The organism is Geobacter sp. (assembly GCF_027327745.1).
In the GTDB taxonomy this organism is placed as follows: domain Bacteria; phylum Desulfobacterota; class Desulfuromonadia; order Geobacterales; family Geobacteraceae; genus Geobacter.
In genome coordinates, this window is sequence record NZ_DAHVYG010000050.1 from 1 (window position 1) to 25,236 (window position 25,236).

Sequence of the window (25,236 nt, forward strand, 5' to 3'; positions counted from 1 at the left end):
CTGGCGGGCAAACAGGCCCATGCGGCTACCACCGGTGTGGCCGGAAAGATCAACGAGAATATCGATCCGATCCTGGCGGACAAGCTTTGCAACTTCATCGTCGGAAAGCCCGTGAATTTGGCGCCAACAGTCGGAGTGCTCGCGGAAATAGCGGGTTAGGTCGTCATCTCCGTTGCGGTTAGAATAGCAAAAGACTTCGATCCGGTCACGGTGCCGGTGGGTGATCGGATTCACCATGAAGTAGCCGACCGGGTGATGTCCAAGATCTGAAGAAACATATCCTATTCTGAGACGCTTTTCAGGGTCAGGCAGTGTCAGCCAGCGGCGACAGGGCTTGATGTCCCGTTCGAATGTCGTCCCCCAAGCCCGATGTTCGGTTAAGACCTCTTCGGAAGTAGTGCCAGACACATAATTGAATGACAATAACAAGCCGGTAACCGCTGGGCCAAAACCGGGGCGCCGCGCAAGCGCCTGCCGGAAGAGCTCCACAGCCGCAGCCGCCCGCCCCTGGGTCCAAAGCACACCTGCCAGGTTAGACAAGGCCGCGGCGTTCTTGGGATTTAGCGCCAGCGCCTGCCTGAACCGCTGCTCCGCTTCATCGAGGCGGTCGAGACTCTTGAGCATCCCGGCCAGATTGAAGTATGCCTCCTCGTAATCAGGCTTAAAGTCAATCGCCTTTTCGAGGAAGGGAATCCCTTCCCTGGAATTGCCCCTCTTGAAGAACGTCATTCCCAGTCCGTGCAGAGCCTGCGGATGCTCCGATGCCCACCGAAGGATATCCCGATAGACATCCTCGGCCTGACCGTAACGCGCTTTAGCATACAAATCTTGGGCGCCCTCGGCGACAGCAGTCAGCAAACTGTCAATCTCCCCCGGGGAGTGTTCTCGCATAGTCGTCTGTTTCCAAATCTGCCGAAAGATGGCTTCGAGATCGGCTGAGAATCGAGGACCATCGCAAAACGGAGAAGCTGCCATCCGTTCCCTCAATCCAAGCCTTAATCGGGCCAAGTCAGCCGGGGATGAGGCATGCTTCGTGACGGCAGCGACTAACTCGTCCGGAGAATCAGCAATCCAGTCGGTAAGCCCGACCTGCTTCAGAATCGAAGCAGTCTGACGGCTGATGGGAGTCGAACCACGCAGGGTCACAACCGGGACCCCCATCCAGAGGGCCTCGCAGGTGGTCAGACCGCCGGTGAAAGGGAACGGATCAAGCGCGATATCAACATCCCCGTACTCCGTCAGCATCAGAAAATGGGGCGAACCACCGCGGAATTCAATGCGGCGGGGATCTACCCCTTGACGCAGGAACATCTTTCTGAACCGTTGCCGCACCACCCCACTTTCAAGCGACTTCCACTTCAAAATGAGGCGAGAATCGGGTACTGCCCTCAGTACCTCTCCCCACAGGGCCACGACCTGCTCGTTGACCTTAGAAAGGTTGTTGAAACTGCCGAAGGTGATAAACCCGTTCTCCAACGCCGGCAGCGGATCGACGTCAGGAACGAAACTGGGCGCCATGTAACAAAACCGGCTGTTGGGTAGCCGGATCACCTGTTCCGTGTACAGATGCTCCTCGCCAGGCAGCGTCGTGTCGGAATCGGAGAGCAGGTAATCCACGGTTGACATGCCGGTCGTGTGACAGTATCCGAGCCACGAAACCTGCACTGGTGCGGGTCTGCGAGCGAAGAGAGTAAGCCGATTACCCGCTGTGTGACCGGAGAGATCGACCAGAATATCGATACCGTCCCGGCGGATCAGTTCAGCCGCATTCTGGTCGCTCATCCCAGCGATTACCCTCCAACCGTCCACCACCCCCTTAAGTTCCGCGGTAAGTTCGTCTTCCCGGTGCGAATTGGAATAGCAGTAGACTTCAAAGGAGTCGCGGTTGCGAAACAACAGCGCCGGCCTGAGCAGGGTCCCAACCGGGTGACGGTGCAGGTCAGCGGAAACATACCCGATCCTGAGCCGTTCTCCCCGCTTGGCTTCCAGCGGCGATAACCAAGGAAGACCGGCGCCGAAGAGCTCCCCCCATTTCCTGGCCTCGTCGGCGAGAAACTCCTGGGTAGTTTCGGGAAGGTAATTACTGGCCATCAAGAGCGAAGATCGAACGCCCGCATCTCCGGACTCAGTAGCCAAGGCCTTTGCCATCTGTCGCGCCGCTCCAAAATGGTCACCGATTCCGAGCAGTACATCGCACAGACGTGCCAGAAGCCCTGCATTATTTGAGTCAAGGGGGTCAAGGGTCCATGCACGTCGATAGCAAGAAGCAGCCTGAGACAGTCGCCCCGCTTCCCGACAGGCGTCTCCTGCAAGCGCCCAAGCGGCAGATACGTTCGGAGCGAGTTTGGTCGCCTTGAAAAGACAGGCTAGCGCGTCCTTGTGGCGTCCCATCGAAATGAACGCGATCCCAAGGTTCTGTCGTGCCTCGAGCATGTGCGGATCAATGCGCAGCGCGGTTTCACAGACCTCAATCGCCTCCTTGAAACAGTTGCACTCAAGGAGCACATTCCCTAAGTTACTCCATGCCTTGGCAAAATCGGGGTCCAAGGCAACTGCCATACGGAAATGCTCGAGCGCTTCTTCTCGGCGCCCTTGCCGGGACACGGCGATTCCCAGATCGTTCCAGGCCGGGGCAAACTGACTATCCAGCGACAAGGCGACACGGAAGCGGGCCTCGGCATCGGGGTAATCCCCGCTGTTGAGCGAATCCAGACCGGTACGGTGGCTTTCAAGGTGCGAGGAGACGGCGCCGCGGGCTACCTTTCCCTGTTTCTCGCACCACTGACGCCACATGGTTCTGAGGGCCGTCTCCAGTTCCCGGGCGAAAGCAGTTCCATTGCACAGGGGCGAATCGGCCATCCGGCTCCGCAAGGTTGTCCGGAGGCTCTCCAGCCCTTCCTGATCAGTAGCGAGCTTTACCGCAGACTCTACATACTGTTCAGGGGTAACGGCGATCCAATGCTTAAGCCCCACACGGGACAGGATACTCGCTCCGACTCGCGACGCATGACGGTTGCCAGCCAAAGTCACTACAGGCACCCCCATCCAAAGCGCTTCACAGGTGGTGGTCGTCCCGTTATAGGGAAAGGTGTCTAAGGCGATATCGACCATACGGTACTGAGCAAGATGCTCGGTAAACGTTGGAGTCTGCCCGGCAAGAATGAGACGCTCTGGCTCCCCGTCTATCCGTGCAAACCGCTTGATGAGGCCCTCCTTGACAGCTGAGTCGCCCAGGGACCGGTTTTTCAGATACAAACGGGCACCAGGAACGCGGTTCAGGATTTGGCCCCAGAGACGAAGCAGATCGTCATTGATCTTGGGGTAATTATTAAAACAACCGAAGGTGACCAAGCCGTTGTCAGATATTGGTGAGTACCCCGGATCTGGGGCGTTGTCCGGGGATGCATAGCAGAGGAAGCCATCGGTCAGGCGATACAGCCGCTCGGCATGGTGCCTGTCGCTGTCGCCCGGAGGATCGGAGATCGCATCGGCCAACCGATAGTCGATTTCCTCCAAGCCTGTCGTCCCGGGATACCCGAGCCACGTCACCTGAATCGGAGCCGGTTTTGCTTTGAAAAGCGGCAGCCGGCTTCCTCCGGTATGTCCGGCGAGATCAATGAGAATGTCGATCTGTTCGGCACGGATACGCTGCGCAAGTTCGCCGTTGGCAAGCCTCTCAGACTCCACCCAGCGGTCGGCGTAGGAGCGTATCAAGGCTGTTACTCTATCGGATACTGCAACGTCGGCGTAGCAGGTTATCTCGTACTGACTCCGATCGTGAGCCTCAAGAAATGGCAGTAGAAAAAAGGCCACCGGATGGGAGTGCAGATCACCAGAGACAATGCCTATCTTCAGACGGCGTTCCGGGTGAGGCGTAACCCGCCAGCCATCCGTTCCGGATGGTTCGACAGCAGGGAGCATGGCAGCAAGAGACCTGCTCTCGTCCAGTAGATCCTTGCCCGTAACACTTGGCAGATACTGCATGGCAAGCAGCCGATTGGACATGGCGATGCCGAAGGCTTTCGAAGCCATGAAAGCCTTGCGAAAGACATATAATGCGCTACGAATCCTCCCTTGGAATACCAAAACGTTGCCGAGATTGTTCCAGCTCTCCGCGAGCGTGGGGTTGATGCGCAACGCTCTAAGAAGTGACTGCTGCGCCTCGTGCAGCTGGCCTGTCTCCGCTTGTTGAAAACCGAGATTACACCACGCTTCGGCGTGATCAGGCCTGCTCTTTACCGCCAAGGCAAATGCATCAACGGCCCCCCCATGGTCACCGGCACTCCCGAGCGTCACCCCCAGCAAGAATGCGGCATCGGCATAGTCGCTACGCAATTCGAGTGCCTTGGTGAGCTCCATGATAGCCGCAACGTGCTTCCCCTCTTTCAGGAGCAACCACCCAAGATTATACCTGATTGCACAAACGTCCGGCGCCAATGCCGCAGCCCTTTCGTAGGCGTCACGCGCCTCGCCGAAACGTCCCTGAATCTTCAGCATCTGCCCCAGATTTGTCCAACCGTCGGCATACTCCGGCGCATTGGTCACCGCCTCCTTAAGAAGTTGTACTCCCTCGTTAGCAGCGCCAGACTGAAACCGTACGATACCCAGCCCCTGGAGTGCCCGGGGGTGGCCGGGATGCGCGACAAGAATCTCGCAGTAGCAGCGTTCGGCCTCGGTAAGATTACCGGTTCGGAACTGGGCGACGGCATGGTCAAAACTGGCTGTCAGTAGGGTATCGTCTATAGTGGTCATATTGAAGAGTTGCTGTTCGTGGTCATAGTCATATCGATGGCAAGAAACTCCATTAGCTTCAGGCACAACTATCTAAACAAATTTGGTAATAAAAAAAAGGGCTGATTAAATCAACCCTTTTCCTCAGACTATGAACAGACTGTTTTACATGGAACTCCAACCGCTTGGTGCTGTATCCGTAGCTGCAACCGTATTAGTTATGGCAGTACCTTTGGTCTTTGTGCCATAGTAAAGTTTCGGATCAACATTATTGCTGAAGAAAACTTTGTCGCCTTGCAAGTGGCCTGAGTAGGCAGCATAGGAACTGTCTGTAGCAGCCACGTTTATTGTTACGTTTTGCGAGGGTGCAAAGGCACCACCCCCCAGAGTAACCGACGATGTAATACCTGACGAAGCGTAGGCTGTCCCGGCAGCCATAAGAGTTGCGACGACGAAACAAATCTTGATTAAATTCTGCTTACTCATTAGCGTTCTCCTTTCACAATGTCTAATGATTAGTAGTTTTGATATTTTTGATTATCAGCGTACGAAGACTCCATTTGGGTCTTGAAGTTCCGCAAGTCGCTTGTTGCTGCCGCATTATACCCTTTGGTCCGATAGGCCGCGAACTGCGGAATCGCAATCGCCGCCAGAATCCCGATGATCGCCACGACGATCAGCAGTTCGATGAGGGTGAAACCTTTCTTGCTTCTCAGTTTCTGTAACATATGATTCTCCTTTCTTTGTACTGCTTCAACTGCGGGTGAATTTGGATAGTTGGCCAAGTATCCGTTTAATCCTTAAACGTTGTCTTTCTATAAGCAAAAGACGGACCAAAATTTTTCGCCAAACAATTTCAACTTGTTACTGCATTATAGCTGCTGTTATCCGGAAACTCGGCCGCCACCATCCCTCATTTCGTCACTGCACGTGACATAATTTGTCACCACCTACTCCTCATCCATCCCGAACTTTGCCAGCCGGTAGCGGAACGACCTGAAGGTCAGCCCAAGCAGTTCCGCAGCCTTCTTCTTCACCCCGCCGCTGCGGTCAAGGGCCTGCAGGAGTATCTTCTTCTCGATTCCATCCAGATACCCCTCAAGATCCATCCCCTCGGGGGGGATCACAAACTCGTCGCAGGACGCTCCCGATTGCAGCTGAGTCCCCCTGACTTGGGAAGGAAGACACGCCACGTCAATCTCGTGATTGCCGAGAACCGCGCACCGTTCCACGAGGTTTTCCAGTTCGCGGACGTTTCCCGGGAAGGCATAGGACATCAGCAGCTTCAGGGCGGCCGGGGTGACAAACTCACCGTCATGGGGGGTGGGGAGATATTTTCTGAAGAAGTGGTTCACCAGGAGGGGAATATCGTCGCTCCGCTCCCTGAGCGGCGGCATCTGGAGCTGAACGACGTTGAGGCGGTAAAAGAGGTCTTCCCGGAAAGAGTTTTCCCGGACCTGCTCTTCGAGGTTTCGGTTCGAGGCGGCAACGATACGCACGTCGGCCTTCTGGTCGGCGATCCCCCCTATCCGCCGGAATTCCTTTTCCTGCAGGACGCGCAACAGCTTAGCCTGTAGCTGCAGCGGCACCTCGCCGATTTCGTCAAGGAAGAGGGTCCCCCCTTCCGCCTGCTCGAAGAGACCGGCCCGGTCACCGATGGCCCCGGTGAAGGAGCCCTTCTTGTGGCCGAAGAGCTCGCTCTCCATGAGCGTCTCGGGGATCGCTCCGCAGTTCACTGCCACAAACGGTTTGTTCTTCCGCGGGCTGTTGTAGTGAATGGCCCGGGCGACGAGTTCCTTGCCGGTGCCGCTTTCCCCGAGGATCAGGATGTTGGCCATGCTGGGGGCGACCTTTTCAATGAGCCCGTAGAGGTCGCGCATCTTCTTGCTCTTGCCGATGAGACCGCTGAAGCTGAACCGCTCTTGCACCTCCTGGCGCAGCCGCTGGTTTTCACGCTTGAGATCGCGCTTCTCCAGGGCATTGCGGACCAGGATCTTGATTTCTTCGACCTTGAACGGCTTGGCAATGTAATCGTAGGCACCTAGCTTCATTGCCTCGACCGCCTGTTCGGCAGTCGAAAACGCGGTCATCATGAGCACCGCGGTCTCGGGGGTGCCCTCCTTTATTCTTTCGAGCAGAGTGATGCCATCGAGCCCCGGCATCTTGACGTCGGAGATCACCAGGTCGTAGGAGCCGGCGTTGAGTAAGGCCAGGGCCGCCTCGGCACTTTCCGCCTGATCCACCGCGTATCCTTCCCGCTCGAGGAGGATGGCGAGAAATTCGCGCATGCTCAGTTCATCGTCGACTACCAGTATCCTTATTCCCACAATAGCTCTCCCGGATGATTCGCGATCATACGTCATTGGCAACGGGCTGGAAGGTAGATGGTAAATTCCGTTCCTTCCCCTTCCCTGCTCTTGACGGCTATTCTCCCACCATGGGCCTCGACAATGCGATAGACGGTGGCAAGACCGAGACCGGTGCCACCGGGCTTGGTCGTATAAAAGGGTTCGAAGGCATGGGAGGCCAGGTCGGCACTCATGCCGCATCCCGTATCCGCCACCGTGATCCGGTATGTCTGCCGCCGCTCGCCACCAGCCCGCAGCTCATCCTCACACCGGCCGTAAACCGAAACCGTGCCCCCCTCGGGCATGGCATCGGCCGCGTTCACCAGAAGGTTCCAGAGCACCTGGCGGAAGAGGTGAGGGTCGACAGTAAGCTCCAGCAAGGAATCGACGCGGTTGTCCACCTCGATCCGTGAAAAACGCTGATCGGCATTAAGAAGCGACCTGATCTCGTCGACCATCGAGTGAAGATTGACGGCCGCCGGTGCCGGCTGGGTCGGACGGGCGTAGGCCAGGAAATCCTCAATGAGATGGTTCAAGCGGTCCGTCTCTCTCAATACGATGCCAAAGAGGCGCTGGTCTTTGTTTTGGACCCCTTTCCCGGCGGCTATGAGCTGAACCGAGCCGCTGATCGAGGCAAGGGGGTTCCGTATTTCATGGGCGATGCGCGCGGCCAGCTCGCCGATGGCAACCAGACGGTCTGCCCGTTTCAGGCTCTCCTCCATCCGCTTGATACTGGTGAGGTCCTGGAAATTGATCAGCACTCCGGCCCCTTCCGATGAGGGACTTAACAGAGGTGCGCTGCTGAAACCGATGACCAGCGTCCTGCCGTCACTGGCTTTGTACTCGAATTCCCCCCGTTTTACATCGGTGATATGCGAAGCGTAGTGGCGAAAGCCGGGAATGAGGTCGAACAGGCTTCTGTCGTAGGCATCCTGCTGTGTTACCCCGGTCATCGCTTCCGCATAGCGGTTGAAGACCCGGATCCTCCCTTCGCTGGTTATGGTCGTCAGGCCACTGTTGAGGTTCGAAACGATGGCACTGTTGAGGCGCTCAAGTTCCTCAAAATCTATGACCTTCTGCTCGAGCTCCGACTCGCTGCGCCGCGCCCGCTCGGCGAGATAGCCAGTGAGCAGGGCGGTGAGGTAAAAGGCGAGGAAATTGATGAACAGGGTGTAGAAAATATAGGTCGTGCCATACTGCAGGGCGGCAACGGGACTCAAGCCGATGGCGGCCAGCCTGCCGTAGTACTGGAGGTCGATGATCGCGCCGTAGAGGATGGCACAGAGCGAGGCCGTGTAAAGAGCCTCGCGGCGTGCGATAAGAATGCTCGCGTTGGTTATGGCGAGCAGGTAGAGGAACGAAAACGGACTTCCAATACCTCCGGTGAAGATGATCAGAACCGTGACGAACAGGATATCCCAGGCAATCTGGATGTAGGTCAGGGTCTGGCTGTAGCGCTTGACTATCCGTATAAAAAGAAGTGACAGGATCGAAAAGCCGTAGGTGGCAATTATCAGTTTCGTAATGCCGTCAAGGGCTTCTTCACCAAGCGTGCCGCTCCCCTTCACCTTCAGGACGATGGTGGAAGCGAGGAAAAGGGTGATAACCACGACTCTGGCAAAGATAAACCAGAGAAGGCGTCTGCTTGCAATCATCTTATCCGCCGACGGCACCGGCAAGCTTGAAGATCGGCAGGTACATGGCAACAACGAGACCACCGACCGTAGTCCCGAGGAACACCATGAGCAGCGGCTCCATCATGGCCGTCATGGCGCCCACCGCCTCGTCCACCTCATCGTCGTAGAAGTCGGCAATCTTGGTCAGCATGGCGTCCATGGCCCCGGTCGCCTCGCCGACGGAGATCATCTGCACAACCATCGGCGGAAAGATGCCGCACTCCTGCAGCGGCTCCGCCATGGTCTTCCCTTCGGAGATTGCCTGCCTGACCTTGAAAATCGCCTCCTCGACGATCTTGTTCCCCGCCGTCTTGGCAACGATCTCGAGACCGTCCATGATCGGTACGCCACTGGAAATCATGGTGCCAAGGGTACGGGTGAACTTGGCGACGGAGACCTTGCGGATCAGGGGGCCGGCGATGGGGGCCTTGAGCGCCAGGGCGTCGATAACCTTCCTCCCCTTCGGGGTCGCGTAGTATTTCTTGATCGCCACGATGACCGCGAAGATCAGGCCGATGATGAGAATGATGTACTTGACGATGAAGTTGCTGAGCGCGATGACGAACTTGGTCGGCGCCGGCAACTCGCCTCCAAAGTCGGCAAACATCTTGGCAAAGGTCGGGATGACGAAAATCAGGATGACACCGACGACGATCACCGCGATCGACATGATGGTCGTCGGGTAGACCATGGCACCCTTGATCTGCTTCTTGAGCTTCATCGCCTTTTCGATGTAGGCCGCCAGACGGTTCAGGATGGTGTCGAGGATACCGCCGATTTCACCGGCCGCCACCAGGTTGACGTAGAGATCGTCAAACACCTTCGGGTGCTTGGAGAGGGCATCGGCAAAGGTCGACCCCCCCTCCACGGTCTCCTTGACCTTGACGAGAACATCCTTGAAGGTCTTGTTCTCCTGCTGGCTGGAAAGGATGTCCAGGCACTGGACGAGGGGAAGACCGGAATCGATCATCGTGGCGAACTGCCGCGTGAAGACGACGATATCCTTGGTCTCGACCTTTTTCGCGAAGCCGGGGAGCTTCAGCTCCATGCTGAGCCCCTTTCCCTCCTCCTTGACCGAGATGTTGGTGAACCCGTATCGTTTCAACTGGGATTCGACGAGGGAGAAGTTAGCCGCCTCCATGACCCCTTTCTGCATCGAGCCGGTCCGGCTCCTGGCTTCCCAATTGTACTTAGGCATCGCTCTCCTCCTGGGCGTCTGGTCTGCCCGTCTGTCGCGTCTATCTCACGGCCGGACGGGGCCCCTGGGGCCTCGTCCCGCTTGCAAGCATCTGCTTGAGCTCGTCGGGGTCGGACGACCGTGCCATCGCCACGTCCATGGCGATGAGTCGTTTCTGCAGCAACGTGTACAGAGACTGGTTCATGGTCTGCATGCCGAACTTCTCCTGTCCGACCTGCATCTGCGAGTAGATCTGATGGATCTTGTCCTCACGGATCAGGTTGCGGATGGCCGGGTTGGGGACCATGACCTCCAGCGACAGCACCCTCCCCTTGCCGCTGGCCTTGGGGAGCAGCGACTGGGAGATGACCCCCTCCAGAACGAAGGAAAGTTGGGCGCGCACCTGGGGCTGCTGGTACGGCGGGAAGACATCGACGATACGGTTGATGGTCTGCACGCAGGAGTTGGTATGAAGAGTGGCGAGGCATAGGTGGCCCGTCTCGGCCAGCGTCAGGGCGGCCTCGATGGTCTCCAGGTCACGGAGCTCGCCGACGAGGACGACGTCCGGGTCCTGGCGGAGGATGTACTTGAGGGCGTTCTTGAAGCTCTTGGTATCGGCCCCCACCTCCCGCTGGTTGACGACGCAGCTCTTGTGGGGATGGAGGTATTCGATCGGGTCCTCAACCGTCACGATGTGCTCGTGGCGTTCGGTATTGATCTTGTCGATGATGGCGGCCAGGGTTGTCGACTTGCCGCTGCCGGTGGGACCGGTAACCAGAATAAGCCCCCGCGGTTTTTCGGCCAGTTCCTTGACAACCGGTGGTAGACCGAGTTCTTCGAAGGTAAGGATCTTGTACGGGATGACCCGGAACACGCCGGCCACGGCCCCCCGCTGCACGAAGACGTTTCCCCGGAAGCGGGAGAGCCCCTTGATGCCGAAGGAGAGGTCGAGCTCGTTGACCTCCTCGAACTTGTGCTTTTGCTGCTCGGTCAGGATGCTGTAACAGAGCTGCTTGGTGTCGACGGCGTTGAGGGGGGGCATATCCAGGGGAATAAGTTTGCCGTCGACGCGGATCTGGGGCGGGGTATTGGTGGTGAGATGGAGGTCCGACCCCCCCCGGTTCACCAGTTCGGTCAGCAATTGATGCATGTTTGCCATAGAGCGTAAACCTCCTAGTCGTCAGCCACGGTGACGCGCAGCACCTCTTCGAAGGACGTCACCCCTTCCTTGAGTTTGGTCAGCCCCGACTGGCGCATGGTCTTGATGCCGAGGCGCATCGACTCCCGTTTGATCTCGGCCGTGTTTGCGCCGTTCAGGATCAGTTCCCGAATCTCCTCCAGCATCGGCATCACCTGATAAAAACCGACCCGTCCCTTGTACCCCGTGTTATTGCACTTGGCACACCCCGCCCCCTTGTAGCAGACGTATCCCGGAGCCTCTTCCGGCGGGACCCCGGCATTGATGAGTGCCTGCACCGGGACCTCCTCCACCACCTTGCATTCGCTGCAGACACGGCGGGCCAGGCGCTGGGCGGTGATCAGGTTCACCGCCGAGGCGACAAGGAACGGCTCGATCCCCATGTTGAGAAGACGGTTGATGGTGGAGGGTGCGTCGTTGGTGTGGAGCGTCGAAAGGACCATGTGGCCGGTCAGGGCGGCCTTGATGCCGATCTCGGCGGTCTCGAAGTCCCGGATCTCTCCGATCATGATGATGTCCGGGTCCTGACGGAGGAAGGCGCGCAGCGCCGCCGCGAAATTGAGGCCGATATCCTCGTGCATCTGGACCTGGTTGATGCCGGCAAAGTTGAATTCCACCGGGTCTTCCGCGGTGGAGATGTTCTCGGTGACCTTGTTGAGCTCGGACAGCGCCGAATAGAGGGAAACCGTCTTGCCGCTCCCCGTGGGGCCGGTGACGAGCACCATGCCGAACGGCTTGTGGATCGCCTCCTGGAAATGCCGCAGCGCTTCGGACTCGTAGCCGAGCTTGGTCATGTCGAGCTGAAGGTTCGACTTGTCCAAGAGCCGGAGGACCACTTTCTCGCCGAACAGGGTCGGCAGGACGGAGACGCGATAGTCCATATCCTGCCCCCCTCCGAGCTTGATCTTGATCCGGCCGTCCTGGGGAAGGCGCCGCTCGGCAATGTCGAGCTCGGCCATGATCTTGATCCGGGAAGTGATGGCGTTTTTGAGTTTCAGGGGGGGTTTCATCACCTCATAGAGGACACCGTCGATCCGGTACCTGACCCGGAACGTCCGCTCGTAGGGCTCGATGTAGATATCGCTCGCCTTCTTCTTGATGGCGTCGGTGAGGATCAGGTTGACGAGCTTGACGACCGGCGCATCCTCGGTGGCTCGTTCGAGGGAGGAGACATCAACGTCCTCCTCGTCGCCGATCACCTCCAGATCATCCATTTCCAGATCGTTCATGACGTCGGCAAGGGATGCCGACTGGTCGTAATACTTGTCGATGGCAGCCTTGATTGCCGTTTCCGACGCCACCACCACCTCGACATTGTAACCGGTCATGAACTTGATGTCGTCGATGGCGAAAATGTTGGACGGATCGCTCATGGCGATGATCAGGGTGGCGCCGGCCCTGTTCACCGGGACGATCTGGTATTTCTGGGCCACATCGGCAGGTATGATCTTGACGACGGAAGGGTCGGCCTCGAACTCGCTCAGATTGATAGAAGGAACACCGTACTGCTTGGAGAGAAACGTCGTCAGGTCCGATTCGGAAATCAGGCCGTTCTTGATGAGAATGGAACCGAGCCTGAGTTGCCCGCCGGAACTCTTCTGTTCTTCGAGGGACTTGGTGAGTTGCTCTTTGGTGATAACATTATTTCGAACCAGGAGTTCTCCCAGTCGGCTGGCCTGCATAGACACTCCAATGGCAATATCGGATTAATCGTAGAGTGGTAAAAAATCAATGTCAAGAAGTAGTTAGCGTCCCAGAGCTGCCAAAATCCGTCTCTTCATGACGCCGGATGGCGGCACGCTTCCGGTCCAGATTTCAAAGGCCCGCTCACCCTGCGCAACGAGCATCCCGATCCCGTTCGCGCATCGCAGGCCGCGATGCAAGGCATCCTTGATCAGCGGGGTTTCCCAAGGGGAGTAGACCATGTCGTACAGTGACGACTGGGGGCTGAGAAGGGAAAGATCGAGGGTTTCAAAGCTCGTCCCCTTCATCCCGACGGACGTCGTATTGACGAGAAGGTCAATTTTTTGAATCTCATCGGCAACGGACGGCAAACCAAGTCCTATAGCAGCAATTTGTGTGCCGGCAAAATGTCGGCGAAACTCCTCAGCCAGTGCCTCCCCCCGCTCAACGCTCCGGTTCGCGATAACGATCCGGGCCGCGTCCGCCTGGCACAGTGCGACGAGCGCCGACCGTGCGGCGCCCCCGGCACCAAGCAGGAGAATGTTCGCTCCGGCAGGGTCCACCCCGAGGTCCTCCCGAAGTGATTTCAAAAAACCGACACCGTCAGTATTGTAGCCGACGAGGTCGGCTCCTTCCCGCTTCACCGTATTTACCGCCCCAATCAGAGCCGCATCGTGGGAAAGCCGATCGAGGTACGGAATGACCGCCGACTTGTGGGGTATGGTGACGTTAAACCCCACTACCCCCAGCGCCCTCATCCCCCGAACAGCATCGCCAAGCCCCTCCTCCCGAACGGCAAAGGGGACATAGGCATAATCGAGCCCCATCTCTTCCAGCGCCGCATTCTGCATGAGCGGGGAGAGGGAATGGTCCACCGGCCATCCGATAATGCCGAGAATCTTTGTTTTTCCGCTGATGATCATGGACGAACTCCGTATGCCGCAAGCAGCTGATTGACCTGTGGGGCCAGATCCGGCGAAATCGCAGCCGCCTCGCGCAGTTCGGCGGCGCCATCCTCGCGCCGGCCAAGGCGCAGGAGCGTCTCCCCCGCCTCCATGCGGCTGCTGGCATAAATCAGGATTGCCTTGCCGGTGTCCAGGTCCCGAAATCCCATCTGGCTCTCATAACCGCGAACACTGTACAGCCCCCACACCACGCTGTCCGGCGGGATGGGGGACGATCCCCCCCCTTTGACGAGCTGATAGCAGATTCCCCGCTGCCTGAGGCCGTACTCGGGAAACGGAATGGAATAGCGGGTTGAGAAGTCGATGAAGACCGGGCGCCAGTCGAGCTGCTCCGCAATGGCCAGCTTCAGGGTCGTGTCGGCAGCCTGGGAATCAGCCGGGATCGAACGGAGAAGACTGTGACTGAACAGATGGGGAAACGCGTCGAGGTACCATGAAAACACGAGGTGCGGTGTATGGAGCAGATCGAGGTCCTCGCGCATCCGTTCCACCCCCTGGAGATACCAGAGGGGGAATGCGCCGCTGTCACCCCAGGTAAAGAGAACACTCCCCTGGTGGAGCGAACGGAGGGTGTTGGTGGCGTAATCGAACGCCACGTAGTTTTCACTCTGGTCGTTCTCGTAATAGTTGAGCGCACAGATGGAGGAAGGAAGCAGGAGGAGAAACAGGGCGGCAAGGGCCTTCACCGGAAGCGATGTCAGCTTGTTCCGGGCAATCCCCGACATCCCCTTCGTAAGAAGCCAATGGAACCCGAGCCCGAGGAACACGGCGGCCAAGAGGTAGAGGGGGGTGAAGAACTCCTCAGTCAGAAAGATCATGTCGGGCTGCGAGTTGAAGTAGCCGACGATGACGAGAAGGGAGCAGACGATGCCGAGCAGATAGGCGATCACCTCGTTGCGGCGATGCTTCAGCGAAACGAAAAGGCCGAGCAGAACAAGCGCCAGACCTGCCCAGGTGAACTCCCGGGGAAGGTTGAAGGCGGACAGCTGCTTCCAGAGAAGCGCCAAGTCCCGCACCGGGGGCTCGCTCGGGTACCCTTTCCGAAGGAGGTTCCAAAGGAACTGGTCGAGGGTCTTTGGATCACCCCAGTTGAGAAGCGGATGGCGGATCGCCCTGAGGGGGAGATGGAGCTGGATGGCAAAACCGAAAACCCCGAAGGCAACGGCGATGATGATCTCCTTGACCCGGCCGATGAGACGCCACTGTTTCGAAACGATCATCCACGCGTAGGCGGGAAGGAGCAGGACGATCGTCTGGTGCGCGCCGGTGGCGAGGCCGCAGATGAACGCACCGGCATAGACATAGTAAGGGCACTCCTCGCCCAGGTCGAATCGGTCACGCCAGCGGAGCAGGAGATAGAAGACAACTGCGGCCATGAACGAGACGAGCGGATACGGTTTGTCATGATTCGACTGGAGCCAGAGACGGGCCGAAAAGGCGAAGGCGAGCGACGCAGCCAGGGCGCTCCCGCTTGCATACAGAGACGGGAGCGGCTGGTCGGCAGACTCTGCCTCACGATCAAGGAGATAGCGGGTGATGAAATAGACCCCGAAGCATGCAGCGGAGGCCGAAACGGCAGTCGCGATGTTGGCGCGAAACGCAATGTTGCCGAAGGGGAGCCAGGTAAAGGGCTTGGCGTAATCGATAAAGAGCGGATACCCCGGAGAATGGGCGATGCCGAGGGAATGAATGGCCGTCAGGAACTCGCCGCTGTCGAAAAACGTAACCGATGGCGCGAGGGTTAGCAGAAAAACTAGCAGGGGGACCGTGAACGACAGGACCGCAGCTGGATCGACCCGCCTGGTTATGGTACCGACTCTCATGTTGACTTCCCCACAGAAACGGAACGCATCCGGAGCACGGTATTGCGAACCTTGCGGACCGGCCGCTCCATCTTGACCGCGACGTTTGTTGAACTGTTGAAACTTCCTGTAATGAAGGAGGCTGGCGACCGCGTCAGCGAATGCCCGTCTCTTCAATCCCCGAGAGCGTGATCCTGCCCCGCCAGAGGCAGAGAAGGCCGGCCGCGATCACCGGGAAGAAATTCACCGCGTGGACGACGATCGCCACACTCAGAGCCATCTCGCGCTCCACGCCGAACGCCAGCAGGCCATAGGTGCAGGCCGCGTGATACGTGCCGATGAAGCCGGGGGAAGCGGGAACCATGACCGCAAAGACGAGCAGGACAAGTATGAAGACGGATGCCGTAAGGGGAAGAGAAATGTGGAAGGCGCGGAGGACGAAATCTACGGTGACCGTCGCGATCCCCCATGTCACCAGGGAGGTCCAGCAGAGGGCCCAAAGATCCCGTGGGTGTGTCGACAGCCTGATCCCTCCGATGAACGCCCCGACGAGCGGGATGATCCGCTCGGCGAAGCGCCGCGGAAAGGGTTTTAGGCAGGTTTCCATGAAACGGAGCGTGCCGGTGGTGTTCCGTTTGAGAAACACCAGAACGACAATCGCCGCCAGATAAATACCGAGAGTCACCCACCCGCCGACGACGAGCCCTTTCTGGGCCGCCTCCCCACCCGCCGGGAACCTGACGCCGAACAGCGCGATGAGCAGCAGGAGCAGAACCGTGAAGCCGTCCAGCAGGCGATCGAGCACCAGCGTCGCAAAGACGGAACTGCCGTCGATCTGCTCGCGCTGCGCCAGGGCGTAGGCCCTGACAAACTCGCCGAGACGCGCCGGAAGCAGGTTGTTTGCCATGTACCCGACGAGGGTTGCCGAGAAGAGATTGCCGAACGCGGCCTTTTTCAGGGGCTTCACGAGATACTTCCAGCGCAGGGCCCGGAAGAAGTAGCCGAGGAACGTGGCGAAAACCGCCAGCGAGAGATACCCCGGGTCGACACTGCGAAGGACCGCCAGGAGCTGGCGGGCGTCGACGTGGCGAAACAGGAAGAATATGAGGGCGAAACTTACCGCCAGGCCGAGCCAGAACCTGAGATCCCTGAACACGCCCCTCACGCCATGACCCCGCCGAGATACTCCCGGTATTCGATGATCGAGACATCCGCCAGCAGCGCCCGGCACGACGCGACGTCACGGGCGATCGCCTCCTTCAGCGCTTCGATCCCCGCGAAACGGCACTCGTCCCGCACCCGGTCTATGAAATAGACCCGGATCTCCTCTCCGTAGATATCGCGGTCGAAATCGAGGATGAAAACCTCGATACTCTCCCGTTCGTTGCCGAAGGTGGGATTGTTGCCGATGTTGCACGCGCCGTCGTAGAAGACGTCGCCAATCTTCACCTTGACGGCATAGACCCCCGGCCTGGGGATCAGCTCCTTCTCCGTGGAGATATTCGCCGTCGGGAATCCGAGATCCTTCCCCCGGTGCAGCCCGTGGACCACCGTGCCGCCGATGGAAAAATGGCGGCCGATGAGACGGACCACCCCGCGTACATCCCCCTCGGCGACCATCCGGCGCACGGCAGTGCTGCTGTATACGATGCCGTCACCGGAAATCTGTTCGAGAACCTCCACCTCGAACCCGAACCGCTCTCCCAGCTTGCGAAGCAGATTCACGTCCCCTTCGCGCCGCCTCCCAAAGGCATAGTCGGAGCCGATGATGAGTTTGCGGATCCCGATCCGACCGACGAGGATCTCCCGGACGAACGCCTCGGCGCCTATTGCGGCAAAACCAGGGGTAAACGGGATGGTGACCAGACAGTCGATACCCGAAGCCTCGATGAGAAGCTCCTTCTCGGCATAGGTATTGATGAGACGCATATCCCGCTGCAGGTCAAGCGCCTTGACGGGATGGGGAATGAACGTGATGACGACGGATGTGCCTCCGAGCAGCCCTGCATCGCGCTTAACCCGGCGAAAAATTTCACGATGACCGAGATGAACGCCATCGAAGTTGCCGATGGTCGCCACGGCCCCGGGAAGCTGTTCCGTTATCTCGTCGATGCTCCTGAATATCCGCATGGTCAGCCCGTCACTCCGTCTCTCCGGAGCCCTCCTGCACCGCCGCCGGCTTCTTCCTGCCAAAGACGAGCACCAGCCAGATGCTGATTTCGTACATCATGTAGAGCGGCGCCATGATGACGAACATGGTGATGAGATCGGCATGGAAGGCGGCGACAATCGAGCTGGCCAGCAGCGCATAGCGGCGGTTGCGGGCCAGGAACGCATAGGTCACGATCCCGAAGCGCGACAGCAGCAGCATGAGGATCGGCAGCTCGAAAATCAGCCCGAACATCAGGATGAGCCGCAGGCAGAAGTTGATGTATGCGCTCATGTTGAACCAGCTGCGCAGCCCTTCGGCCTCGTAGGAGAGTGAAAAGTTGATGATGACCGGCCAGATGATCACGAGGAAGAAGAGAGCCCCGACACAGAAGCTGACGGTGCTAACCGAGACGAACGGCACCACCATCCGGCGCTCTTTGCGCGTCAACCCCGGCGCGATGAAGAGCCAGAGCTGGTAGAAAACAATCGGCAACGCCAGAATGAAGCCTGAGATGATCGAGATCTTGCACTGGACGAAGAACGGTTCCAGGGGGGCGCTATAGTTGAGCATCCGCTCCTTCGGCGCCTCCCTGGTCTCCTTCCCAAGGTCGAGTTGCCGGTAAACCGCTGGATAGCGCCTGCCGATCTCCTCGTAGGCCCGCTTCTTGATGTCGGTAAGGTAGGTGTGCCCGGTCAGCGGTTTGGTGACAAAACTGAGGATGCTGCCGGAGAGGTTCCAGGCAAATCCCATTCCGATGATGACCGCGGTGATGATGATGATGAGCCGTTTGCGGAGCTCGGCGAGGTGTTCGAGAAACGGCTGGACCGTCTGGGGCTCTTCAGTCATTCACAATCCCTTTACGTCTGGTGTAAACCCTTTTGACATTAGCACAGCCCTGCGAAGGTGCGCAACCTCTTTCACCGGCCTCTCCTGCCGCGCCCGCTCCCTTTCGGCGCGCCTTTGCGCCCGCCTCCCCCTCCCTGTTTTCTCCGCTCCGTGAACCCCTTCGGCAGCTTTCCCCTGATGGGGACGCGAGGATATTCCTCTTCCGCTTCCCCCCCCTCCCGGGCCTCGTGAAGCCCAGCCAGCACGAACTCGACCTGCTTTCGTTCCACGCTCGCCCCGGCGACCACGACCCGCACCCGGTCGCCAATGCGGTACATCTCCCTGCTCCGCTCCCCCACAAGGGCGTGCTGCTTTTCAACGTACCGGTAAAAATCGTCCCCCATGGTCGAGACGTGGACCATCCCCTCCACGAAGAGGTCCACGAGCTCGACGAAAAAGCCGTAGGAGGAGACGCCGGTTATGTAGCCGTCGTAGGCCTCGCCGATCCGCTCGCGCATGAACTGGACCTTCTTCAGGGCAACGATCTCCCGCTCGGCCTCCATGGCCACCCGCTCCCGCCGGCTCGTCTGCTCCGCCGTCTCGGGGAGAGTGGACTCAAGGCGCTCGATATCCTTCTCCGTGAGCTTTCCCGCGAGCAGCGCCTTGAGAATCCGGTGGACCACCAGGTCGGGATACCGGCGGATGGGGGACGTAAAATGGGTATAGCAGCGGGCCGCCAGGCCGAAATGCCCGAGGTTTTCGTGACTGTAGCGCGCCTGCTTCATACAGCGAAGCAGCACTTCATTGACCATCCTCTCTTCGGGCTTACCTTCCGCTTCGTCGATGAGCCGCTGGAGCTCTCCCGGGTCGACTTTTCCTTCTTCCAGGCGGAAATGAAAGCCGAAATTGAAGATGAACTCCTGGAAGTCGGCAAGCTTTGCCGGGTCCGGGGGTTCGTGAACCCGATACAGAAAGGAAATGCCCCGGGCTTCCACATGGGAGGCCACCGCCTCGTTGGCAGCCAGCATGAACTCTTCGATGATCCGGTGGGCCAGGTTTCGCTCCGCCCTGACGATCGCCTCGGTCTGTCCCTGGAGGTCGAGCACGATCTGGGGTTCGGGAAGGTCGAAATCGATGCTGCCGCGCTTGCGCCGCTTCACCATGAGCCGTTCGGCCAGCTCCTTCATCACCGTGAGATCCGCCACGAGGTGCCGGTTGGCCTCGATCGCCTCGGGATCACCGTCGACGAGAATCCTGCGGACGGTGGTGTAGGTGAGGCGGGCGGCACTCCTGATGACACTCGGATAGAACGAAGCCTCCTTGAGCGTCGCCGTCCGGGTGAAGAGCATCTCGGCGGTGAGCGTGAGACGCTCGACCCGGGGGTTGAGCGAGCAGATGCCGTTGGAGAGCTCCTCCGGCAGCATCGGGATGCAACGGTCGGGAAAGTAGACCGAGGTCCCCCTCAGGTACGCTTCGCGGTCAAGGGGAGAGCCGGGCCTCACGTAGTGGGAAACGTCGGCAATGGAAACCCAGAGACGGATGTTGCCACCCCGCTCCTTCAGGACGGAGACGGCATCGTCGAAATCGCGGGCTGTCTCGCCGTCGATGGTCACGGTCAGCCGTTCCCGCAGATCGATGCGCCGGCGCGCTTCGGACTCGCTCACCGTCTGCGCAACGGCACGGGCTTCGGCCAGGACATCGGCCGGAAACTCGAAGGGAAGCTCGTGCCTGGCAACGATGGTCCTCACCTCGACTTCCGGATCCTCGGGATTTCCCAGGATCTCGATGATCCTTCCCTCGGCCTTGGCGCGCTCGGTGGGATAGACCACGATTTCGGCCGACACCACCTGCCCGTTTCGGGCACCGGCCGACCATTTCTGGGGGATGACGATCTCCTGGGTGAGGCGGGTATCATCGGGGATGAGGACCCCGAATCCCTTGAGCGCCTGGAAGCGGCCGACAACCTTCTTGAGGCCCCGTTCAAGGGTCCGGACGATCCTCCCTTCCTTCTTCCCCCCACCCTTGAGAACCTCGACGCGGACCTCCACCAGATCGCCGTGCATATTTCCCCGAAGCGAGCGGGCCGGGATATAGACATCGTCCCCTCCCCCCTCGGGGGTGACAAAACCATAGCCGTCGCGATGGCACGAGAGCCGGCCGACGATGCGGTCTTCCGCCCCGGCCAGCCCGTAACGGTTCCCCTTGAGCTTCACCAGCGCCCCTTCGGTCACCAGCCGGTCCACGAACTCCTTGAAATTCAGGCGGTGGGCCTTGGAAACCCCAAAGGCGCGCATCAGCTCGCGGAACTCAACCATCCCCCCCTGTTCACGGACAAACCGCTCAACTGTCTCACGTTTCTGTTTCATCTTCCGATTCCTTTGCCGGCGAGGGTTCAGACCCGCGTTACTATGCATACTTTGTTCAACCCTTGTCAATCAGTATACCGCAGGGGCAGGAGCCAAAATCCCTTTGATTTTTGTCACGGATTGCGGTTACTATCCCCGCAGGTTGCGCCGGCCGGTGGTTGGAGCCGGCTTTTTGTTGTCCGCCCATTCATCACGAAATTAAGGTACTTGCCGGACAATGCTTCCAGTGGTGCCTGAAGCTTTAAAGGATTTGCCCCCATGCTGTCGCGCATCTTGCTTTCCCTCGTCCTGACACTCACGCTTGTCGTTTCCGCCTCGTCCAAGAGCCTCCCCCCCATTACCGACCCCGCACTGCAAAAGGGAGCCCTGAGCCTGAAGACGAAAGACTACCGCGGCGCCTGGGACACGCTCCAGTCCGCCCCCGATTCCCCGGAAAAAAGCTTCATGGCAGGAATCGCGGCCCTTCGGCTCGAACAGTGGGCCGACGCCTCCGAGCTTCTCGGGCGTGCAGCAAGGGATCTTCCGCTTCTGGCCGATTACGCGCTCCTCGGGGAGGCCGAGGCCCTTAAGGCGACGGACCGCTACTACGAGGCGCTCAAGGCCGCAAACGCCCTCATCGCCGCCTGGCCCGACAGCCCTCTCCTGCGCCGGGCAAGGCTGCTGCGGGGCGACATCCTTTTCGCCCGCAACGATTTCCGGGAAGCGCTTACCGCGTATGTCGGGTTTGTGGAAAGTTACCCCTCCGGTTCCGACTCGCTCACCGCCACTTACCAGGCCACCCTCTGCCGCGAAGGGCTCGGGGACGACGCCCGAGCCGCCCAGGACTTCAGAAACCTCTGGCTCAACTATCCGGCATCGCCCGTTGCCAAGCAATCGGAAGAGAGCCTCAACCGTCTCGCCCGCAAGGGAATCGTGGTCGCACCGTACAGCCCGGAGGAGCTTTTCCGGCGGGGTACCACCCTCTACAACCTGGGGAGGTACGAGCCGGCACGCCAGGCATTCGAGGCCATACCGCTCCAGGGCCAGCCTGCCGATTTTGTCACGAAGATCACCTTCAAGACCGCCCAGTCGCTCTTCAAGACAAGGCATTACAAAGACGCGGCCAGGATCTTCGCATCCATCCTTGACCACGAGCTCAAGCCGGCGCTTGCGGCCGATATCCGGTTCTGGCTCGCCAGAACGCTCGACAAGTGCGGCCGGGAAGAAGAGGCTGTGGCGGCCTATCTGGCAATTTCCGGCACCTCCCCTCCGTGCGAGCTCGCCGACGATGCACTTCTGGAAGCCGCCTTCATCCGCAAATTCCAGGGACAATACCAGGAACAGGGGCGCCTGCTCGAAAAGCTCATCACCACGACTTCCGACCCCGGACTGACCCGCCGTGCCACATGGGAAGCGGCTTGGGCCCGCTACAATCAGGGCGACTTCAAGGGCGCGGCTGAAGGATTCAAGGCACTCTTGCCGGCGGCGGATTACCGCGAACGCGCTCTCTACTGGTACGGACGCGCCCTGGAAGGGACCGGCGACAGCGAAGGGGCACGGCTCGTCTTTGCCACTCTCACAGAAGAGAATCCTGTATCGTTCTATGGGTCCGAGGTCCGAAAGAAATACGGCATGGGGGGAGAGTCGCCGCCCCTCGCCCCGGACCTGGCGCAGTGTCTGCCGATTCCTACGGGGTACGAAAGGATAAAGACCCTCATTTCCTTCGGCCTCAACGACGAAGCGCGCAAGGAGCTCGCCGCCGCAAGGAAGAAGGGGAATGCCCGGAAAAGGAACCTCCTCGGCCTGGCACGTCTCTGCCTGGAGATGGATGATTACGCCTATGCGGCGGCCCTTCTCCGTACCGAAACGCCCCGGAGGATCACCTCCGACACACTCGTCCAGTGGGGCCTTCTCTATCCCCGCGCTTTCCGTGATGCCGTGACGGCACCGGCAGCAAGCCTTGGTGTCCCCGAAGAGCTGGTCTTTTCGCTCATGAAAGCTGAGAGCAGCTTCTCCCCAAGGGCCGTATCCCCCGTGGGGGCCGTTGGTCTCATGCAACTCATGCCCGCCACGGCCAGGGCACTTGCCGTCAACGGGACACAAAACGGCATTTCCTCGCACCTCAAAGAGCCAGCCTTCAACATTTCGCTCGGCATCCGTCACCTGCGGTCGCTACTCACCCAGTACAACGGCAACATCGTCTCCGCCGTGGCCGCCTACAATGCGGGATCAAGGGCAGTGAACCGCTGGCGCAAATCTCTCACCTACCGCAGCGAAGATGAATTCATCGAGAACATCCCCTATTACGAAACGCGCGAATACGTAAAGAAAGTGCTGGCGGGAGCGGAACTGTACCGTCGTCTCTATCGCCCCCCCGCTTCGCCCGTTTCGCCTCCGACAGCTCCCGCCGCCGGCGCCGACCGTATGCCGAACGATTTCGCCGCGGCCGGCCGGGGTGGCGGCGCACCGTTGCCGCCGGCCGACTGACCTTCCGTCATCAAGATTGACTCCACACCTGAATAAGTCACAACGTACTCACGGAAGGCCCATATTCTACACGCTTGCGCATATTGACAGCATACTGATTATACGTATAATGAGCTTGTTTATTGCCACCTTACGCCGAGGTTTCCCATGTACGACATCGAAAACAGCATCGGCTTTCTGATTGCCAAGGTCTACCAGCGGGGGTTCGGCATCTTCAAGGAGCAGCTCGACCCCTACGAGCTTACGCCTCCGCAATTCAGCCTCCTTGCGTTTCTCTGGCAGGAGGACGGCCTGTCCCAGACTATCCTGTCGCTCAAGACGCAGATCGACCGCACCACAATCAGCGGACTCATCGACCGGTTAGAGCGCCAGGGACTTCTGCGACGCCTCCCCGATCCCGACGACCGGCGCGCGCATCGCATCTGCCTGACGGAACTGGGCAAGGAACTTGAGCGCGAGCTCTGCGCAATCGCGGGACAGGTTACCGAAAAATTTCTCGCTCCCCTCACCGGAGCAGAGAAAGAAGCCCTTCTCGCCATTCTCAAGAAATTGCGCAGCTCCCAGGAGAGTAACCCATGAAGAAGTTGCTCCGCTTGACCGCACTGTTTGCGCTCCTCGTTCCGGCAATGGCCAGGGGAGAGTCCACAACTCTGGAGGAGTGCCTCCGGCTCGCGTCGTCTGCCAACTACACCCTCGCCGTCACGGGCCACGACCGCAAGATTGCCTCGGAAGCCGTCACCCAGGCCAAGAGCGGGTACCTTCCCCGCCTCGATCTCCAGGGGGGATACACGGTCCAGGCGGCGCCCCAGGCGGTCCGGATCCAGGGAATCAGCGCCGAAACCCAGGACGCAAACTTCGGGTTTCTTAGTCTAACCGCCACCCAGACCGTCTACGATTTCGGCCGTACCGCGTCCCGATACCGCCGTGCCTCGCTTCTCCGGGAGGCAACAGCGCGGGAGTATGACGCACGGGAAAAGGAGGTCTTTCTCCAGGTTGTCGAGGCGTATTACGGAATTCTGGAGGCAAAGAAACTGCTGGCTGCCGCCGAGGAAGAGGTCGTACAGCGTACCGATCACCTGAGTATCGCTAAAAACCTTTACGAGCAGGGGGTTGTGACTCGCAACGATCTCCTCCAGGCAGAGGTCAAACTCGCCGATAGCCGTCAGAAAAGACTCGCCGCAGCGAATAGCCTCGAAAATAGCTGGTTGACCCTCAACTACCTGACCGGGCGCCCTCTCTCCTTTCGTGCCGATCTCACCGAGAAGCCGGCCGAGCACGTTCTTCCCACGGCAGCGGATGCCGAACGAAAGGCGCTGGCAAACCGGCCGGAAATCGCCGCCCTTGCCCGAACGGTCGACGCGGGAGAGAAGGAAGTCGACGAAGCGCGCAGCGCATTCTTTCCCGAGCTGTACGTCAAGGCGGGAATCGATTACGTCGAGAACAGCAAGGTGCGGGAACAGGCGATTTATTCGGCGGTATTCGGACTGAAAATCAATCTCTTCGACGGGTTCGCCTCCACTTCTCGGCGCCGGGAAGCGGTGGAGAGCATGCTCAAGCAGCGGGACAATCTTCGCCTGCTGCGGGAGCAGATCAGGGTCGAGATCCAGACTGCCCTGAACGATGCCCGGGTGGCGGAGGAACAGATCGCGACCGTCCAGGAGGCGATCCGCCAAGGGGAAGAGAACCTGCGGATCAATCGCGACCGCTATAAAGAACAGGTAGGAACCGCCACCGACGTGCTCGATGCCCAGACACTCCTCACCCAGATCAAGACCGATTTCTATCGCGCGATCTATGACAGTCAGGTGGCAACGGCACGGGTCAAAAAAGCTATGGGAGAACTTTAA

General features: G+C 59.2%; 17 protein-coding genes. 3 read left to right on the top strand and 14 right to left on the bottom strand.

What is annotated here, in order from left to right; genetic code table 11:
- The 14 genes from M6689_RS09790 to rnr all read right to left on the bottom strand — a co-directional run.
- The coding region (locus M6689_RS09790) for a tetratricopeptide repeat protein (RefSeq protein WP_298270899.1) at positions 1-4,752 on the bottom strand (4,752 nt) is incomplete at its 3' end.
- Positions 4,753-4,896: 144 nt separating this feature from the next.
- Complete coding sequence (locus M6689_RS09795; protein WP_298270902.1) at positions 4,897-5,217, bottom strand: hypothetical protein; 321 nt, start codon at positions 5,215-5,217, stop codon at positions 4,897-4,899.
- Between the two features lie 29 nt (positions 5,218-5,246).
- Positions 5,247-5,459 (bottom strand): type IV pilin protein, encoded by a 213-nt coding sequence (locus M6689_RS09800; RefSeq protein ID WP_298270905.1) that lies wholly within the window; start codon positions 5,457-5,459, stop codon positions 5,247-5,249.
- A gap of 222 nt (positions 5,460-5,681) precedes the next feature.
- Positions 5,682-7,058, bottom strand: a complete 1,377-nt coding sequence (locus M6689_RS09805) for a sigma-54 dependent transcriptional regulator (RefSeq protein WP_298270908.1) — start codon at positions 7,056-7,058, stop codon at positions 5,682-5,684.
- A gap of 32 nt (positions 7,059-7,090) precedes the next feature.
- The gene (locus tag M6689_RS09810) at positions 7,091-8,734 is read right to left on the bottom strand and encodes an ATP-binding protein (RefSeq protein WP_298270911.1); all 1,644 of its coding nucleotides are present in this window, start codon (positions 8,732-8,734) and stop codon (positions 7,091-7,093) included.
- Between the two features lies 1 nt (position 8,735).
- Complete coding sequence (locus M6689_RS09815) at positions 8,736-9,953, bottom strand: type II secretion system F family protein (protein ID WP_298270914.1); 1,218 nt, start codon at positions 9,951-9,953, stop codon at positions 8,736-8,738.
- Between the two features lie 40 nt (positions 9,954-9,993).
- Complete coding sequence (locus M6689_RS09820) at positions 9,994-11,091, bottom strand: type IV pilus twitching motility protein PilT (protein ID WP_298270917.1); 1,098 nt, start codon at positions 11,089-11,091, stop codon at positions 9,994-9,996.
- A gap of 14 nt (positions 11,092-11,105) precedes the next feature.
- Positions 11,106-12,812, bottom strand: a complete 1,707-nt coding sequence (pilB, locus tag M6689_RS09825) for a type IV-A pilus assembly ATPase PilB (RefSeq protein WP_298270919.1) — start codon at positions 12,810-12,812, stop codon at positions 11,106-11,108.
- A 63-nt stretch (positions 12,813-12,875) separates the two neighbouring features.
- Entirely contained in the window at positions 12,876-13,736 is an 861-nt protein-coding gene (aroE, locus tag M6689_RS09830) for a shikimate dehydrogenase (RefSeq protein WP_298270921.1), read from the bottom strand.
- The gene (locus M6689_RS09835) at positions 13,733-15,601 is read right to left on the bottom strand and encodes a DUF2723 domain-containing protein (protein ID WP_298270923.1); all 1,869 of its coding nucleotides are present in this window, start codon (positions 15,599-15,601) and stop codon (positions 13,733-13,735) included. Before M6689_RS09835 ends, aroE begins: the two co-directional genes overlap by 4 nt.
- Before the next feature lie 133 nt (positions 15,602-15,734).
- A complete protein-coding gene (locus tag M6689_RS09840) occupies positions 15,735-16,736 on the bottom strand; it encodes a lysylphosphatidylglycerol synthase transmembrane domain-containing protein (protein WP_366949742.1) in 1,002 nt (333 codons plus the stop codon).
- Between the two features lie 5 nt (positions 16,737-16,741).
- Entirely contained in the window at positions 16,742-17,710 is a 969-nt protein-coding gene (locus M6689_RS09845) for a bifunctional riboflavin kinase/FAD synthetase (RefSeq protein ID WP_298270928.1), read from the bottom strand.
- Positions 17,711-17,720: 10 nt separating this feature from the next.
- A complete protein-coding gene (gene tatC, locus M6689_RS09850; RefSeq protein WP_298270931.1) occupies positions 17,721-18,578 on the bottom strand; it encodes a twin-arginine translocase subunit TatC in 858 nt (285 codons plus the stop codon).
- A 71-nt stretch (positions 18,579-18,649) separates the two neighbouring features.
- Positions 18,650-20,923 carry a ribonuclease R gene (gene rnr / locus M6689_RS09855; protein ID WP_298270934.1) on the bottom strand — a complete coding sequence of 758 codons (2,274 nt, stop codon included), beginning with the start codon at positions 20,921-20,923 and terminating at the stop codon, positions 18,650-18,652.
- A gap of 258 nt (positions 20,924-21,181) precedes the next feature.
- Between rnr and M6689_RS09860 the strand changes: the two genes are divergently transcribed.
- The 3 genes from M6689_RS09860 to M6689_RS09870 all read left to right on the top strand — a co-directional run bounded on the left by M6689_RS09860 (position 21,182) and on the right by M6689_RS09870 (position 25,236).
- Complete coding sequence (locus tag M6689_RS09860) at positions 21,182-23,389, top strand: transglycosylase SLT domain-containing protein (protein ID WP_298270937.1); 2,208 nt, start codon at positions 21,182-21,184, stop codon at positions 23,387-23,389.
- A gap of 147 nt (positions 23,390-23,536) precedes the next feature.
- A complete protein-coding gene (locus tag M6689_RS09865) occupies positions 23,537-23,968 on the top strand; it encodes a MarR family transcriptional regulator (protein WP_298270939.1) in 432 nt (143 codons plus the stop codon).
- Positions 23,965-25,236, top strand: a complete 1,272-nt coding sequence (locus M6689_RS09870; RefSeq protein WP_298270941.1) for a TolC family protein — start codon at positions 23,965-23,967, stop codon at positions 25,234-25,236. Before M6689_RS09865 ends, M6689_RS09870 begins: the two co-directional genes overlap by 4 nt.

Bases quoted from the DNA above. Each gene is read 5' to 3' on its own strand.
- M6689_RS09795 (WP_298270902.1), bottom strand. From the start codon at position 5,217: ATGAGTAAGCAGAATTTAATCAAGATTTGTTTCGTCGTCGCAACTCTT.
- M6689_RS09800 (WP_298270905.1), bottom strand. From the start codon at position 5,459: ATGTTACAGAAACTGAGAAGCAAGAAAGGTTTCACCCTCATCGAACTG.
- M6689_RS09810 (WP_298270911.1), bottom strand. From the start codon at position 8,734: ATGATTGCAAGCAGACGCCTTCTCTGGTTTATCTTTGCCAGAGTCGTG.
- M6689_RS09815 (WP_298270914.1), bottom strand. From the start codon at position 9,953: ATGCCTAAGTACAATTGGGAAGCCAGGAGCCGGACCGGCTCGATGCAG.
- M6689_RS09820 (WP_298270917.1), bottom strand. From the start codon at position 11,091: ATGGCAAACATGCATCAATTGCTGACCGAACTGGTGAACCGGGGGGGG.
- pilB (WP_298270919.1), bottom strand. From the start codon at position 12,812: ATGCAGGCCAGCCGACTGGGAGAACTCCTGGTTCGAAATAATGTTATC.
- aroE (WP_298270921.1), bottom strand. From the start codon at position 13,736: ATGATCATCAGCGGAAAAACAAAGATTCTCGGCATTATCGGATGGCCG.
- M6689_RS09835 (WP_298270923.1), bottom strand. From the start codon at position 15,601: ATGAGAGTCGGTACCATAACCAGGCGGGTCGATCCAGCTGCGGTCCTG.
- M6689_RS09845 (WP_298270928.1), bottom strand. From the start codon at position 17,710: ATGCGGATATTCAGGAGCATCGACGAGATAACGGAACAGCTTCCCGGG.
- tatC (WP_298270931.1), bottom strand. From the start codon at position 18,578: ATGACTGAAGAGCCCCAGACGGTCCAGCCGTTTCTCGAACACCTCGCC.
- rnr (WP_298270934.1), bottom strand. From the start codon at position 20,923: ATGAAACAGAAACGTGAGACAGTTGAGCGGTTTGTCCGTGAACAGGGG.
- M6689_RS09860 (WP_298270937.1), top strand. From the start codon at position 21,182: ATGCTGTCGCGCATCTTGCTTTCCCTCGTCCTGACACTCACGCTTGTC.
- M6689_RS09865 (WP_298270939.1), top strand. From the start codon at position 23,537: ATGTACGACATCGAAAACAGCATCGGCTTTCTGATTGCCAAGGTCTAC.
- M6689_RS09870 (WP_298270941.1), top strand. From the start codon at position 23,965: ATGAAGAAGTTGCTCCGCTTGACCGCACTGTTTGCGCTCCTCGTTCCG.